12 protein-coding genes are annotated in these 14,973 nt (G+C 74.6%); 10 read left to right on the top strand and 2 right to left on the bottom strand.

The features are described 5' to 3' along the window. The first annotated feature begins 53 nt into the window (after positions 1 to 53). The 5 genes from OIM89_RS05625 (at position 54) to OIM89_RS05605 (ending at position 5,501) form a co-directional block, all read left to right on the top strand. Positions 54 to 713, top strand: coding sequence for a histidine phosphatase family protein (locus OIM89_RS05625; protein WP_003951289.1), 660 nt, complete (start codon positions 54 to 56; stop codon positions 711 to 713). A gap of 13 nt (positions 714 to 726) precedes the next feature. Further along, positions 727 to 1,635, top strand: a complete 909-nt coding sequence (locus tag OIM89_RS05620; protein ID WP_030698775.1) for an ADP-ribosylglycohydrolase family protein — start codon at positions 727 to 729, stop codon at positions 1,633 to 1,635. A gap of 225 nt (positions 1,636 to 1,860) precedes the next feature. Continuing rightward, the gene (locus OIM89_RS05615; protein ID WP_257381536.1) at positions 1,861 to 3,696 is read left to right on the top strand and encodes a DUF4173 domain-containing protein; all 1,836 of its coding nucleotides are present in this window, start codon (positions 1,861 to 1,863) and stop codon (positions 3,694 to 3,696) included. Between the two features lie 415 nt (positions 3,697 to 4,111). Beyond that, complete coding sequence (locus tag OIM89_RS05610; RefSeq protein ID WP_030698777.1) at positions 4,112 to 4,813, top strand: ribonuclease HII; 702 nt, start codon at positions 4,112 to 4,114, stop codon at positions 4,811 to 4,813. 67 nt (positions 4,814 to 4,880) lie between these two features. Beyond that, positions 4,881 to 5,501, top strand: a complete 621-nt coding sequence (locus tag OIM89_RS05605) for a hypothetical protein (protein WP_226964517.1) — start codon at positions 4,881 to 4,883, stop codon at positions 5,499 to 5,501. Between the two features lie 111 nt (positions 5,502 to 5,612). On the opposite strand, the gene OIM89_RS05600 is transcribed toward OIM89_RS05605, so the two are convergent. Both OIM89_RS05600 and OIM89_RS05595 read right to left on the bottom strand, forming a co-directional pair. Then, entirely contained in the window at positions 5,613 to 6,221 is a 609-nt protein-coding gene (locus OIM89_RS05600) for a hypothetical protein (protein WP_226964518.1), read from the bottom strand. A gap of 220 nt (positions 6,222 to 6,441) precedes the next feature. Then, a complete protein-coding gene (locus OIM89_RS05595; protein WP_226964519.1) occupies positions 6,442 to 8,604 on the bottom strand; it encodes a RecQ family ATP-dependent DNA helicase in 2,163 nt (720 codons plus the stop codon). A gap of 163 nt (positions 8,605 to 8,767) precedes the next feature. On the opposite strand from OIM89_RS05595, the gene OIM89_RS05590 reads away from it, so the two are divergent. The 5 genes from OIM89_RS05590 to OIM89_RS05570 all read left to right on the top strand — a co-directional run bounded on the left by OIM89_RS05590 (position 8,768) and on the right by OIM89_RS05570 (position 14,376). Further along, positions 8,768 to 10,300 (top strand): DUF4192 domain-containing protein, encoded by a 1,533-nt coding sequence (locus OIM89_RS05590; RefSeq protein ID WP_264491045.1) that lies wholly within the window; start codon positions 8,768 to 8,770, stop codon positions 10,298 to 10,300. A gap of 684 nt (positions 10,301 to 10,984) precedes the next feature. Beyond that, positions 10,985 to 11,461: a polyketide cyclase gene (locus tag OIM89_RS05585; protein WP_226964520.1), complete on the top strand. Its 477-nt coding sequence runs from the start codon at positions 10,985 to 10,987 to the stop codon at positions 11,459 to 11,461. 63 nt (positions 11,462 to 11,524) lie between these two features. Further along, the gene (locus tag OIM89_RS05580) at positions 11,525 to 12,100 is read left to right on the top strand and encodes a dihydrofolate reductase family protein (RefSeq protein ID WP_030698217.1); all 576 of its coding nucleotides are present in this window, start codon (positions 11,525 to 11,527) and stop codon (positions 12,098 to 12,100) included. 160 nt (positions 12,101 to 12,260) lie between these two features. Next, positions 12,261 to 13,025 (top strand): NUDIX hydrolase, encoded by a 765-nt coding sequence (locus OIM89_RS05575; protein WP_030698216.1) that lies wholly within the window; start codon positions 12,261 to 12,263, stop codon positions 13,023 to 13,025. Between the two features lie 463 nt (positions 13,026 to 13,488). Continuing rightward, positions 13,489 to 14,376, top strand: coding sequence for a FadR/GntR family transcriptional regulator (locus OIM89_RS05570; RefSeq protein WP_175457670.1), 888 nt, complete (start codon positions 13,489 to 13,491; stop codon positions 14,374 to 14,376). The last annotated feature ends 597 nt before the right edge of the window (positions 14,377 to 14,973 follow it).

Below are 14,973 nucleotides of genomic sequence, written 5' to 3'. Positions count from 1 at the left end.
CGCCCGCACGCCCCGGCCGCCGCCGCCCGGCGCGGCCGAACTAGGGTTTGCCCATGGTCCGACCGCGACGCATCGTCCTCGTGAGGCACGGCGAATCGGTGGGCAACGCCGACGACAGCGTGTACGAGCGCCAGCCCGACCACGCCCTGCCGCTCACCGCGGCAGGCCGCGCCCAGGCCGTCCAGGCGGGCGGGCGGCTGCGCGAACTCTTCGGCCGCGAACGCGTCAGCGTCTACGTCTCGCCCTACCGCCGCACCCACCAGACCCTCGCCCACCTCGGCCTCGACCCCCAGGTCGTCCGCATCCGCGAGGAGCCGCGCCTGCGCGAGCAGGACTGGGGGAACTGGCAGGACCGCGAGGACGTCCGCCGGCAGAAGGCGTACCGCGACGCGTACGGCCACTTCTTCTACCGGTTCGCACAGGGCGAGTCCGGCGCCGACGTGTACGACCGGGTGGGGGCCTTCCTGGAGAGCCTCTACCGCAGCTTCGAGTCGCCCGACCACCCGCCCAACGTGCTGCTGGTGACCCACGGCCTCACCATGCGGCTGTTCTGCATGCGCTGGTTCCACTGGACCGTCGCCGAGTTCGAGTCGCTCTCCAACCCGGACAACGGCGAGGTGCGCGTCCTGGAGCTGGGCGACGACGGCCACTACCGCCTCGACCGGCCCTTCGAGCGCTGGCGGGAACCCGAGCCGTACGGCCGCACCGGCTAGAGTGAACAGCGCGATGACCGCTGACACGAACCCCGACCCGCGCGTCGCCCGCGCCCTGGCCTCCCTCCGCGGACTGGCCGTCGGCGACGCCCTCGGCGCCCAGTTCTCCCACCCCGGCAGCCATCCCCTCCTGCGCCGCCGCCACCTGCCCGACGGGCCCTGGCGGTGGACCGACGACACCGAGATGGCCGCCTCCGTGGTCGTCGCCCTCGCCGCCGACCACCGCGTCGACCAGGACCGGCTGGTCACCGCCTTCGCCCGCCGCCACGACTCCGCGCGCGGCTACGGCCGGGGCACCGACTGGCTGCTCGCGCAGGTCAGGGCGGGCGGCGACTGGCGGGACCTGTCGGTCGGCATGTTCAAGGGCCACGGCTCCTGGGGCAACGGCGCCGCCATGCGCGTCGCCCCGCTCGGCGCCTGGTACGCCGGCGACGCCGAGCAGGCCACCCACCAGGCGGAGATCTCCGCCTACCCCACCCACCAGCACCGGGAAGCGGTCGTCGGCGCCATGGCGGTGGCCGCGGCCGCCGCGCTCGCCGCCGCCCCGGCCGGGCCGCCCACCGGCCGGGCCCTGCTCGACGGCGTGCTGGAACTCGTGCCGCGCAGCGCCGTCGAGGCGGGACTGCGGCGCGCCCGCGACATGCTCGACTACCGCGACGCCGGCACGGTGGCCGCCGTCCTCGGGTGCGGGCGCCGCTCCACCGCGCACGACACGGTGCCCTTCGCCCTCTGGTCGGCGGCGCGCGGCCTCGACGACTACGAGGCCACGTTCTGGCGGACCGCGCAGGTCGGCGGTGACATCGACACCACCTGCGCCATCGTCGGCGGCATCCTCGCCGCGGCCGGCACCGCGCCGCCCGCCGCGTGGACCGAGCAGACCGAACCGCTCCCCGAGTGGCTGGACGAGGCCCTCACGGCCTGACACCGGCCGGCTGATCCCCGCCCGACGGCCGGGGAAGTGTCACGGTCATGCCACAACACGCCTCTCACCGGGGCCGATGCCCCGACCCTGGCTAGCCTGCCCTCACGCGCCCGGACGATCACGCCGGGAGCGACGAACGATCGCCGGTCCCGCCACGCCCCGTCCTCCCTCGCCTCCGCGCCGGAGCCGAACGCGGCCTGCCCGGACCGGCCGGGAGGGGGTCCCGTGTCGGACGGGGTCGAGGGGACCGAGGAGAGACGCCGCACCGGGGACGCGGCCGTGCCGGAGCCGCAGGGGGTGCCCGAGCCACGGCCCGGCGGACCGGAAGCCGCCGCGGAGCCGGAGCCGGCCACCCTGGTGAAAGCGGGGACCGCCGACCGCACCGAGGCCGGAGCGGGCGCGAAGGCGGACGAGCCGCCCACCGGCCACGCCGACGCTGCTGCCCCCGACGCCTCCGGCACACCGGCCGACGCCCCGCCGGACAGCCCGAACGCCCCGGACAGCCCGAACGCCCCGGACGCCCCGGAGCCCCCGGACGCTCCGGACGCCGAGAGCGACGGCATCCGCTACGAGCGGCTCCCCGACGTGCCCCCGCCGATCCTGGACGGGGTCCGCGCGAAGCCGCCCGCCCCGCCCGGCCTCGCCACCCTGGTCGCCGCAGCCGTCACCGCCCTGCTGAGCGGGCTCCTGCTCGGCGACGGCCTCGCGGTCAACGCCCTGATCCTCGCCCTCCCACTCGCCGCCGCGGCCTGGTTCGCCGCCCGGCAGGCAGGGCGCCGCCCGCGCCGGTCCTCGCTCTGCTGGGGCGCCGGCGGGCTGGCACTGCTGGCCGTACCGGTGTGGAGCGACGCGGAATGGCCCACGCTGCTCGCGGTCCTCGCCGCGGCCGGGCTCGGCGCGCTCGCGCTGCACGGCTCCCGGAAGTGGGCAGGGGTGCTGCTGGCGCCCCTCGGGCTGGCCCTCGCCGTGCGGCGGGCGCTCGTCTGGGGCTGGCGCGGGGTGCGCGAACGCACCGCCGGCGGGGAGAAGGACCTCGGCCCGCTGCTGCGGTCGGTGCTGGTCGCCGTCGTCCTGCTGGTGGTCTTCGGCGGCCTCTTCGCCGCCGCCGACCAGGCATTCGCCGACCTCCTCGGCAGCCTCGTCCCGGACGTCGACGGCGGCTCCGGAGTGCCCTGGCGCCTCTTCCTCGCCGTCCTGGGCCTGGCCGCCGCGCTGGCCGTCGCCCACACGGCCGCCGCCCCGACCCGCTGGGACGGTCTCGGCCCCGGGCCGGGACGCGCGCGGGGACGCGTCGAATGGGCGCTGCCGCTGGTCCTCCTCGACCTGCTCTTCGCCGCCTTCGTCGCCGTCCAGGCCGCCGTCCTGCTGCGCGGTGAGGACGTGGTCCGCGCCAGCAACGGCCTGACCTACTCCGAGTACGCCCGGGAAGGGTTCTGGCAGCTCCTCTTCGCCACCGTGCTGACCCTCGCCGTCATCTCGGTGGCCGTCCGCGTCGCGCCCCGCTCGGGCCCGCGCGACCGGCTCCTGGTCCGTGCCGTCCTCGGCGCGCTCTGCCTGCTGACCCTGGTCGTGGTCGCCTCCGCGGTCCGCCGCATGGACCTGTACATGGGCGAGTACGGGCTGACCCGCCTCAGGCTCTCCGTCGTCGCCATGGAGGTGTGGCTCGGCGTCGTGATCCTGCTGATCCTCGCTGCCGGGGTGTTCGGCGCCCGGCTGCTGCCCCGCGCCGTGCTCGCCTCGGCCGCGGTGGCGGTCCTCGCCTTCGGACTGGCCTCGCCCGACAAGCTGATCGCCGAGAGCAACCTCGACACCCACCGCGCCGGCCGCACCCTCGATCTCGGCTACCTCTCCGGCCTCTCCGCCGACGCCGTCCCGGCCCTCGACCGCCTCGACGAACCCCTGCGCTCCTGCGCCCTGCGCTCGATCGCCGTACCCGAAGCCCCCTGGTACGCGACCAGTCTCAGCCAGGCCCGCGCCCACGAGATCCTGACGGCCCGCCCCGTCCGCGACCACCCCTGCCGCGACATCCTCACCGACGACATCTACCCGTCCGTCCGCTGACCCACCCGACCCCCTTCGCATACGCAACCGACACGCCCCTGGCGAACCGCCCCGTCGGCCCCGTCACCCCCAGCCCGCCGAGACGTCCCGCGAACTCCCCGGAGAGCGGCGGCAGGACGCGTCAACCGACCTGTTCCGCCAAGGCGCCTCCGGCGGGCGGTGAGCCTTCCTGGGGGCGCGGCCATGCGCCCCACCCCCTCCGCCGTCCTGGCAGGGCGCGCTCCGCCCGCAGTACCCTTTCTGTGCGGAAGCGAACACCATGACGGACTCAGGGCCACACGAACCGACGGCTGCGCCGTCCGCCCGCGCCGGGGTGCGCGGGCGGAGGGGCGAGGGCCCCGGGCGCCGGCGATCCGGACAAGGGGAGGAGCCGGGGTGTCCTCCCCGAACCGGGCCGCGTACGCTGTCTGGCGCCATGCCGTACGAATCACCCACGCACACCGTCGAGCGGTCCTTGCGCGCCACGACCGGAGCCAAGATCGTTGCCGGTGTCGACGAAGTGGGGCGCGGGGCCTGGGCCGGCCCGGTCTCCGTCTGCGCCGCCGTCACCGGACTGCGCCGGGCACCCGAAGGTCTCACGGACTCCAAGCTCCTCGCTCCCAAGCGGCGCACCGCGCTCGCCGGCGAGCTGGAGGGCTGGGTCACCGCCTACGCCTTCGGTCACTCCTCGCCCGAGGAGATCGACGACCTGGGCATGACCGCCGCCCTCCGCCTCGCCGCCGTGCGGGCCCTGGAGGGGCTGCCGGTCCGCCCGGACGCCGTGATCCTCGACGGGAAGCACGACTACCTCGGTGCGCCCTGGAAGGTCCGTACGGTCGTCAAGGGAGACCAGTCCTGTGTCTGCGTCGCCGCCGCCTCGGTGCTCGCCAAGGTGCGCAGGGACGCGATGATGGCGGAACTGGGCGTCGGCCACGAGGACTTCTGCTTCGCGGACAACGCCGGATACCCCTCGCCCGCGCACCAGGCGGCGCTCGCCGAGCGGGGACCCACCCCCTACCACCGGCTCTCCTGGGCGTATCTTGACGCGCTGCCTGAGTGGCAGCACCTCAAGAAGGTCCGTGTGCCGGTACGCGGAAACGTCACGGAGATCGAGGGACAACTCGGTTTCGATTTCTGATCTTTTCCGCACTTGCGTGCCACCCCCCCTTTATGTCCCGTGTCGGCATTTGATAAATGTCGTCCCTATGCCTCCCTTTCCCGAGGAGCCTCAGATTCCCGAGAGTGCCCAGGGTCCCCGCACCACGACGGCCAGCAGCCGCGTGACGCCGACCCCTCGCCCCGTACCCGGACCCCGTTCCGCGGTATCGCCCCGTCCCGGCCCGCCCCGCCCCGCGCCGCCCGCTCCGCGGGCCGCCGGAGCCAAGCCCGGTCCGGCCCCCGCGCCCAAGCCCTCCGCCGCATCCCCCGGTGACCAGGGCGCCCCGCAGATCCAGCTCATCCCGGCCGCGGCCGACGGTGCGCTGGACGCCGCCGACGAGGCGGTCGACCTGCTCCTCGACTCGGGCCGCGCCCCGGCCGAGGTGCTGGTGCTGACCACCGGCGACCCCCACCCGTGGACCGCGCACGAGCGGTCCTTCGGTGAGGACGCCTACTGGCGGCAGCAGGACGCGGCCGACGACGTCTTCTACGTCGACGGCGCCTCGGCCGGGCAGGCCAACCCCCGCCCGGTGGTGGTGGTCGCGGCCAACGGCGGCGACGACACCGTCAAGACCGTGCTCCCCACCGCACTCGCCCGGGCCCAGGCCCTGCTGATCGTCTGCGGCGACCCGCAGCAGGTCAACTCCGTGCTGGGCGCGGGCGTCTGACGCCGAGCCCGGCGCCGGACCTCCGGCGCCGGGGCGGCGCAGTCGCACCGCACGCGGCACCGCCCCGGGCTCGCACCGGGGTGTGTCGTGTCCGGAGCCCGCGGGCCGGTCTCAGCCCGCCCGTACCGTGCCTCGGGCCGACGGGAGCTCCCAACTGCCCTCGTCCACCTGCGCGGAGGAGGCCGGTCCGACCCGGGGCCGGCGCCCGCTCCGGTCCTCCCCCAGGACCTGCCAGCCGGCATCCGTCAGCGTGATGTAGGCCCCGCAGCGCAGGCCGTGCAGCGTGCAGGCGTCCCGCAGCCCCCACATCCAGGCGCCGTCCTCCTCGGTCCAGCGCCCCTCCCCGTCACGGCAGTGCAGCAGCACCGCCGTCCGCGTGGGGGAGCGCCGCCGCAGATCGTGCGGGACCACCCGGCGCAACTGGGCCAGCAGCGCGTTCCGGTGGACCCAGCCGTCGGCCGAGGCGGTCCCCCGGGCGAACGAGGCACTGGCGCACACCCGCTCGTCCCGGTCCAGCACCGCCACGACAGCCGTCGACGCGGTCGGCCGGTGCAAGGCGTGCAGTGCGGTCACCACCTCCCGCGGATCGCGCAGCAGGGGGATGCCCGCCGCGGCCCACTGGGCGGGCGCCAGCATCCGGGCCAGCCGGTCGGACGCACCGGCGGGTATCAGCGGTCGGGACGTCGAAGCCGTCGCGGACGGAGCCAATCCGAAGGTCATGGTCCTCCCTTCGGGTACACGCCCACACCGCGGGCGAGGAGGTGACGAGGAGAGAGCGCACCGCGGCAGAGCCCTGCCGGACCAGCGGAGCCGCGGGGAGCGAAACCCATTCTTGCCCTCGCACCCGCCTGCGGCAACGAGCAATCGACGCGGCCGACCGGTATCCGCCGATACGCCTTTCTCCCAGTCTGCCCAGCGCACGGCCCCCCGACGCCCCCGCTCAGCCCTCCACGGCCAGGACCAGCGGCAACACCGCCTGCGCCCCGGCCCGCCGGAGCAGCCTCGCCGAGACCGCCAGCGTCCACCCGCTCTCCGTGGAGTCGTCGACCAGCAGCACCGGGCCGGGCGTCGCCGTCAGGGCGCCGGCCAGCTCCGAGGGCACCCTCAGCGCCCCCTCCAACGCCCGCAGCCGCTGAGCGCTGTTGCTCCGCGACGGCATCCGCTCGGCCGCCTCCGGGGTCAGCTCCAGCGAACCGAGCAGCGGCATCCGCCCGATCTCGGCGATCCGCGCACCGAGCGCGCCGACCAGCCGGGGCCGGCGGCGCGAAGGCACCGTCACCACACCCACCGGACGCGCCGGGGCGTCCGCATCACCCGAGGCCCAGCCCCCGGGCCCCTTCGCCCAGTCGGCCAGCACCCCGACCACGGCCCGCGTCACCTCCTCGGACACCGGCTCGTCCGGAGCGTCGGGGGCCAGCAGAGGGCGCAGCCTGTTCCCCCAGCCGATGTCCGAGAGGCGGCCCAGCGCCCGGCCCGGCGCGGCCTGTTCGCCCGGCGGGATGCGCCCCTTCAGGTCCAGGCCGACCGAGGCGAGGCCGGTGGGCCACATCCGGCGGGGCTCCACCTCCACACCCGCCCGGCGCAGCTCGCCGGTGGCCGCCTCCAGCGAGGTGGTGGAGACGTCCCCGCCCAAACGGGGACCCGCGCAGTTGTCGCAGCGGCCGCAGGGCGCCGCCTCCTCGTCGTCGAGCAGCCGGCGCAGGAACTCCATCCGGCACCCGCCGGTCCCCGCGTACTCCCGCATCGCCTGCTGCTCCGCCGCCCGCTGCTTCGCGACCCAGGCGTACCGCTCGCTGTCGTACGACCAGGGCTCGCCGGTCGACACCCAGCCGCCGCGCACCCGGCGTACCGCCCCGTCCACGTCCAGGACCTTCAGCATCGTCTCCAGACGGGACCGGCGCAGCTCCACCAACGGCTCCAGCGCCGGCAGGGAGAGCGGCCGCTCGGCCCCCGCCAGCACGTCGAGAGTGCGGCGCACCTGCTCCTCCGGGGGGAAGGCCAGCGAGGCGAAGTACTTCCAGATCGCCTCGTCCTCCCGGCCGGGCAGCAGCAGCACCTCGGCGTGGTCCACGCCGCGGCCGGCGCGGCCGACCTGCTGGTAGTAGGCGATGGGGGAGGACGGCGAGCCGAGATGCACGACGAAGCCGAGGTCCGGCTTGTCGAACCCCATCCCCAGCGCGGAGGTGGCGACGAGGGCCTTCACCCGGTTCCCCAGGAGATCGTCCTCGGCCTGCTGGCGGTCGGCGTTCTCGGTCCGGCCCGTGTACGAGGCGACGGCGTGGCCCCGCTGGCGCAGGAAGGCGGTGACCTCCTCGGCGGTGGCGACCGTCAGCGTGTAGATGATCCCCGACCCCGGCAGCTCGTCGAGGTGCTCGGCCAGCCAGGCCAGCCGGTGCGCCGAGTCGGGCAGCCGCAGCACACCGAGACTGAGGCTCTCCCGGTCCAGCGGCCCGCGCAGCACCAGCGCGTCCGAGCCCGAACCGGTGCCGAGCTGCTCGGCGACGTCGGCCGTCACCCGGGCGTTGGCCGTCGCCGTGGTGGCGAGGACCGGAACGCCCTCCGGCAGCTCCGCCAGCATGGAACGCAGCCGCCGGTAGTCCGGCCGGAAGTCGTGGCCCCAGTCCGAGATGCAGTGCGCCTCGTCCACCACCAGCAGACCGGTGGCGGCCGACAGCTTCGGCAGGACGTTGTCCCGGAAGTCCGGGTTGTTGAGCCGCTCCGGGCTGACCAGCAGGACGTCCACCTCGCCCGCCGCCACCTGGGCCTGGACCTCGTCCCACTCCTCGGGGTTGGCCGAGTTGATGGTGCGCGCGGAGATCCCCGCGCGGGCGGCCGCCTCGACCTGGTTGCGCATGAGGGCCAGGAGCGGCGAGACGATCACCGTCGGCCCGGCGCCCCGGGCCCGCAGCAGCGCCGTCGCCACGAAGTACACCGCCGACTTGCCCCAGCCCGTCCGCTGCACGACCAGCGCCCGGCGGCCCTCGGCCACCAGCGCCTCGATGGCGAGCCACTGGTCCTCGCGCAGCCGGGCCGAGCCCGTCGGGTCGCCCACCAGCCGGGCGAGGACGGAGTCGGCCGTGGTCCGCAGCTCTTCGTTGCTCATGGCCTCCATGCAACCCGATGGGTCGGACAAACCGCGAACGCGCCCGGCCGGCCTGTGGACAACCATCCCGATGTTGACAACCCGGCGTTTGTGGACAACTCCGTCACCCGGCTCTGTCCACAGGCTCCAGCGGCGTCTCCGGAACCCGGAGAGAGTCGCCGGCATGAGCGAACACACCAACACCACGCCCACCGATTCCGACGAACTCGGCGTCACCGTCCGCACCCACACCGAGCTGGCCGACGCCCTGCCGTACCTCCTCGGCTTCCAGCCCGACGAGAGCCTCGTCCTCGTCGCCGTCCACGGCTCCCGGGGCCGCTTCGGCGGCCGGGTCACGGTAGGCATCCCCACCGACCCCGCCGACTGGGCGGTCGTGGCGGACGCCGTGACCGACGCCCTCGTGACGGGCAGCACCCGCCGCCACGGCCTGCCGGACGGCATCGTCGCCTTCCTCTGCCGCGAACCCGGCCCCGGCGAGAACGGCACCACCGTCATGGAGTACCTCCGACCCCTCGCCCAGCACGTCCGGCTGGCCGCCGGAGCACGCGACGTACCGGTGGTGGACGCCCTCTGCCTCTCCGACCACCGCTGCTGGTCGTACTGCTGCCCCGACCCGGCCTGCTGCCCACCGGAAGGGAGCGCGCAGAAACCGCCGGGCACCTCCGCCGTCGCCGCGGCGGCGGCCTACGCGGGCATGACCGTCCAAGGCAGCCTGCGCGCCATGCAACGCCGGCTGCTCCCGCCGGACGACGGCGGCGACCCGAAGTGGGCGACCGCCCTCGACACCGCCTGCGCGAGCCTGCTGCCCCGGATCGTGGACGAACACGAGGCGGCGAAGGTCGCCGAAGAGACCCTCACGACCACCGCCGACCTCATCACCCGGCTCCACCGCCTGCCCCAGGTGCGGGACCCGCAGGCGGCCGACGCCTGCGACGACCGCGCGATCGGCATCGCGGAGGCGGCGAGCGCCATCGTCGGTCTCCAGGACCGGGAGACCAGGGACCGCGCCGCCGAATGGATGGAGGGACCACTCGCCCCGCCCGCCCTGCGCCTCTGGCGCGCGCTCGCCCGCCGCTGCACCGGCGCCTACGACGAGTACGCGGCCGCTCCGCTCGCCCTCGCGGGATGGGTGGCCTGGTCGAGCGGCGACCGCACCGAGGCCCGCGTCGCCCTCGCCCTCGCTCTGCGAGCCGACCCCGACTACCTCTTCGCCCTCCTCCTCCACCACGCCTGCGACGAGGGGCTGGCCGCCGAGTCGATCCGTCGCGTACTGCGCAGGGCCGGCAAGGACCGGGGCCGTGAGGCCGCCGCTGGGGGAGACGGAGTGGCGGGGACTCCGGACGCTCCGGCGCGGGCGGGAGGCGGGGCGAGTGAGCCAACGTCCTCCTCCCGGCGGCGGACGATTCCGCTGCCCTCGGAGCTGCTGAGGCCGGCTGGGCAGCGGGGTGGGACGGCCGGTGTGCCCCGGCCCTCGAGGGTGGGAGGTACGGGCGCCCGGAAGGTGACGCCTGCGGGTGCTGGGCGGCCGCCTCTGCCTGTACGCCCGCGGGGCGGACGGCCTGGAGCCGGGCCGGGCGGGCCGCGGGCACCCTACGGGGCGGGACCCGGCCGGGGGCCGAGCGGGCAGTTGCCGCTGCGGAGCTCGCGGCACGGTCGGCGGTCGCAGGGCGGGCGGGGGCCGAAGGGGAGGGGGTAGCGGGGCGGTGGTGACGGGGCTGATGTGTAGGGGTGGGTGAAGGGGGGTGCTGGCGATGGGGGGTGGGGTTGAGCGCGGTGGGTTTCACGGAGGGTGAGCACAGAGCCGCGTGCGAGGAGAGGGGCAGAGGGGAAGTGTCGGGGGGAGGGCAGTTCAGCGGAGGGCAACCAGAGGAAGAGCGAGCGGAGAGAAAACAGAGGGCCGTGAGAGCCCGGAGTGATGTAGCTGGGGGCGGTCGGCGGAGGCGGTCGGGCTGTGAGAGCTGGGCTGTCGGTGGTCGATGGCCTTGGCTCGTCGGATAGCGGACGCCGCGGTCGGCGTCGGGGTTGTCGCGCAGCCTCGACGCCGGGTGCTGGGCGTGCGTGCTGGGTGCCGGGTGTACGTGCCGGGCTGTGTGCTGACGCGTATCGGGTCGGCGTCGGGGCGGAGTCGGCTCGGCGTCGAGGGGGGTGGGGCGGGAGGGGGAGGGGGGAGGGCCCCGGGGTAAGGCTTAAGACGAAGCGGCCGGCCCCTCTCACCCCACCCCCTCCCACCTCCGCCCAGCGACCCCGCCCTCCTCACCCCGGCACCCCCCACCCCCCACCCCACATCACATCGACCCCAACCCCGCCCCCCAGCCCACCCCCGTTGCCCCACCCCACCCCCCATTTCCCCCCACCCCCCGCCCCCATCAAAGTAGGCCCCGTGAACCCCGACAAAGTCACCGCAACCCATAGAATCCCCGCCCCCGCCCCAGCACTCTTCACCCTGCTGGCGAACCCCGCCACCCACGCCGCGATCGACGGCACCGGCTGGGTCCAGGAACCCGTCGACCGAGCCCGGCTGACCCAGGTGGGGCAGGTCTTCCGGATGGGCATGTACCACCCCGATCACCCGCTCGGGGTGTACCAGGTGGCCAACCAGGTTCATGTGCTCGACCCGCCGCGCGCCATCGGCTGGCGCACGGGGGAGGAGAAGGAGGGTGGGCATCTGGAGTTCGGCGGCTGGACCTGGCGTTACGACTTGGTGCCGCTGGGCCCGTCGGAGACCGAGGTCAGGCTGACGTACGACTGGTCGGCGGTGCCGGCGTCCATCCGGGAGTACCTCCGCTTCCCGCCCTTCGGCGCCGGACACCTCGCCGACTCGCTGCGCCATCTCGCGGCCCTGGCCACCGACGGATGAGACCGGCCGGTACCGCATGCCCGGGCACTGGCGCGGCCCCCGCCCACCACCGAGGAGAGCGACATGACCACGACCTACACCTTCGACGTCTTCTGCAGCCTCGACGGTTACGGCGCCGCCGGGCCCGACTGGACCGGTTACTGGGGCAAGCAGGGCCCCGAACTGCTCGACCGGCGCCTCGCCGAGTACGGCGGGGCGCAGCGCATGGTCTTCGGCGCCCGGACGTACCGCGCGTTCGCGCGGATGCTGGCGGACGGCAGCGGGGAGCCGGAGGTCCTCGACCCGTGGGTGACGCGGATGCGGCACCTCCCGGCCACCGTCGTGTCGACGACGCTGGAGGCTCCTCTCGACTGGCCGGACGCCACGATCGAGGCCGGTGACGCGGTGGACGTCGTCGCGCGGCTCAAGGAGGAGTCCGACGTGCCGTTGCGTTCGCACGGCAGCCTCTCGATGAACCGGGCGCTGATGGCCGCCGGCCTGGTGGACCGCCTCCAGGTGACGATCTTCCCCGTCATCACCGGCCGCACCGGGCTGGACCCGGTGTTCCGCGGCGCGGCCGACTTCGACCTCGAACTGACCGAGAGCCGGGTCCTCGACCACCACATCCAGGAACTCGTCTACCGGCCCACCCTCCACTGACCGCCGCCGCCCGCCCGCCCGGACCGGCGTGAGCCGCGGCCGTCGCGTGTGCGCGATGCGTACGATCACGCGGAAATGCCCGGGAAATCGCCGGACGCGCGCCTGCTGCGGCCTCCGCCAACAGGCTGTTTATCGTCAGGCAGACGACTATGATCACCCCATGCCCCCCTACGACCCGTCGGCGTTCCCGCCGTTCGCCGTCACTGTCGATCTGGTCGTCCTCACCGTGCGCAAGCACGCCCTGTGCGCCCTCGTGGTGCGCCGGGGAGAGGCCCCGTTCCAGGGGAAGTGGGCGCTGCCCGGCGGCTTCGTCCGGCCCGACGAGGATCTGTCGACGGCCGCGGCGCGGGAACTCACGGAGGAGACGGGCCTGTGCGCCCACACCCCCGAGGCACCGGCCACCGCCAACGGCGCGCACCTCGAACAGCTCGCCACCTACGGTGACCCGGACCGCGATCCGAGGATGCGGGTGGTCAGCGTCGCGCACCTGGCACTCGCCCCCGACCTTCCCGCGCCCCGGGCCGGCGGCGACGCCCGCCACGCGCGCTGGTCCCCCGTCGAGGAGTTGCTCGGTACGACGGCGGGCGGCCGCCGGACGGAGCTTCCGGCCGAACCGCTCGCCTTCGACCACGGCACGATCCTCGGGGACGGGGTGGAGCGGGCCCGCTCGAAGATCGAGTACTCCTCCCTCGCCACGGCCTTCTGCCCGCCCGAGTTCACGGTCGGAGAGCTGCGCAGGGTGTACGAGGCGGTCTGGGGCGTCGTGCTCGACCCGCGCAACTTCCACCGCAAGGTGACCGGTACGCCCGGCTTCCTCGTCCCCACCGGCGGGACCACGACCCGCCAGGGCGGGCGCCCGGCCCAGCTCTTCCGTGCGGGCGGCGCCACTCTGCTCAACCCGCCCATGCTGCGACCCGAGGTCTGAGCCTCTCGGTCACCCCGGTTCCATGGGGTCACCACCCTCGGCGGGGCCGCCCGTTCCGTCGCCTTCGGCGTCTCGTACGCGAGTGCGTCCAACGGCCTTCTGTGCGAGCGCCGTCGTGTGCGCCGGGCGTGATCTGCGGTGCGTCACAGGGCGGTTGTGACGGCGTCGGAGCGGTCCTGCGGAACGGGTCGCGCGGGAGGCCCGGGGAGTGGGGACAACCTGCGGATATCACCGTCATGTTGTCGTTCAGGGCCCTGTCCTGCACGTATCCGCGCGGATCTGTTCGTGTGACGTCGTCGGGCCGGTGGTTTCTGACCGAGCGGGCGGGCAAGTCCACGTTCCGGACAGGGGTGTTCGGGCGCCTTCGGCGGGGCGTCAATGGCCACGGAGCGAGCGATCACCCTTTCGTGTGCTTTTCACCAAAGACCTCAAGGCACTTGGGGACGACGCCGACAAAGGTTCCGTGACTACCCTTGCGCACTCCATGATGAACGCCGCCCGTTCCGCTGACTCCGGCCTCGCGGGTCCGGGCGAACTCGACCGCTACCCCTACGCGGAGGTGCCCGGGCCGGAGCGGAGCGCCGCGTCCTGGGAGGGCGGTGACTCCGATCTGGGCAGGGCCGTGCGGCGTCCGAGCAGTAATCGCGGCCGGGGTCTTCACGGCCAACTCGTCCAGCAGCTCGGCCAGATGATCGTCTCCGGCGACCTCGGGGCCGACCGGCCCCTGGTGCCCGAGGAGATCGGTCAGCGATTCGAGGTCTCCCGCACCGTCGTCCGGGAATCCCTGCGCGTGCTGGAGGCCAAGGGTCTGGTGAGCGCCAGGCCCAACGTCGGGACCAGGGTCCGCCCGGTCAGCGACTGGAACCTCCTCGACCCCGACATCATCGAATGGCGCGCCTTCGGCCCGCAGCGCGAGGACCAGCGCCGCGAGCTCGGCGAGCTGCGCTGGACGATCGAGCCGCTCGCGGCCCGCCTCGCCGCGGGCCACGGCCGTGAGGACGCCCAGCAGCGGCTCGCGGACATGGTGGAGATCATGGGCCACGCCCTGGGCCAGGGCGACCTGATGACCTTCTCCCGCGCCGACGCCGAGTTCCACGGACTGCTGATCCAGCTCGCGGGCAACCGCATGCTGGAGCACCTCTCCGGCATCGTCTCCGCCGCCCTCCAGGTCTCCGGCGGCCCGGCCACCGGCTGCGACCGGCCCAACGAGACCTCCCTCGCGCACCACGCCCGCATCATCGACACCCTCGCCGAGGGCGACGGCGCCGCCGCCGAGCACGCCATGCGCCAGCTCCTGACCGCCCACCCCGAGGTGGAGCGGGTCGTCCCCGGGCCGCGCGAGCAGCACTGACCCCTCGCGGCCGACGGCGCGCCCCGCGCCGCCTCCCGGTTCGCCGCAGCCGGCGCACCGTGCACCCCGTCCCGCCGGCCACCCCGCGGAACCCGCGAGCGGGGAGGCCGGCGGCGGCCGCCGCCCGGCCACCCGCCTCGGACGGTCCGTGCCGGGGGCGGGGGACCCCGGTGAAACGTTCCCTCTCGCCCGGCCCACGGCCCCTGGCGGCCAGCGCAAGCCCGCCGCCAGGGGCCGCGCTGCCGCCCGAGGGCGTATCCGCGTAACCGCGTAGAGGATGGGAAGCCCCGGGTCCCGCAGGGCCGGGCCGGAGTACGGTCGAACTCGGCCGCTCCTTGTCGTGCGGGCCGCACCGAGCACCGTGCTCCGGGCTCCCGGAGCCGGAGCGCGGACCTCCGGAGCCTCACGGCATCTTTATGTCGCCCTCTGTCGCTATTCGGAGAATTTTGACCGATATAGGGGTGTGACTCGGGCCACGTGGATTGGGCGTAACACTCGACCGGGCAGCGCGATGACCTAAGAGGTGATAGCCGAGGAGGGAATGCGGTCGTCGTTCGTGGCGCTGTACCCCCTCACCGGTCCCGCAACGTCCCCGGT

This window comes from Streptomyces sp. BI87 (assembly GCF_025957665.1).
GTDB lineage: Bacteria > Actinomycetota > Actinomycetes > Streptomycetales > Streptomycetaceae > Streptomyces > Streptomyces albidoflavus.
The sequence above is the reverse complement of the archived record's forward strand: the minus strand, read 5'-3'. Positions and strand labels throughout refer to the sequence as shown.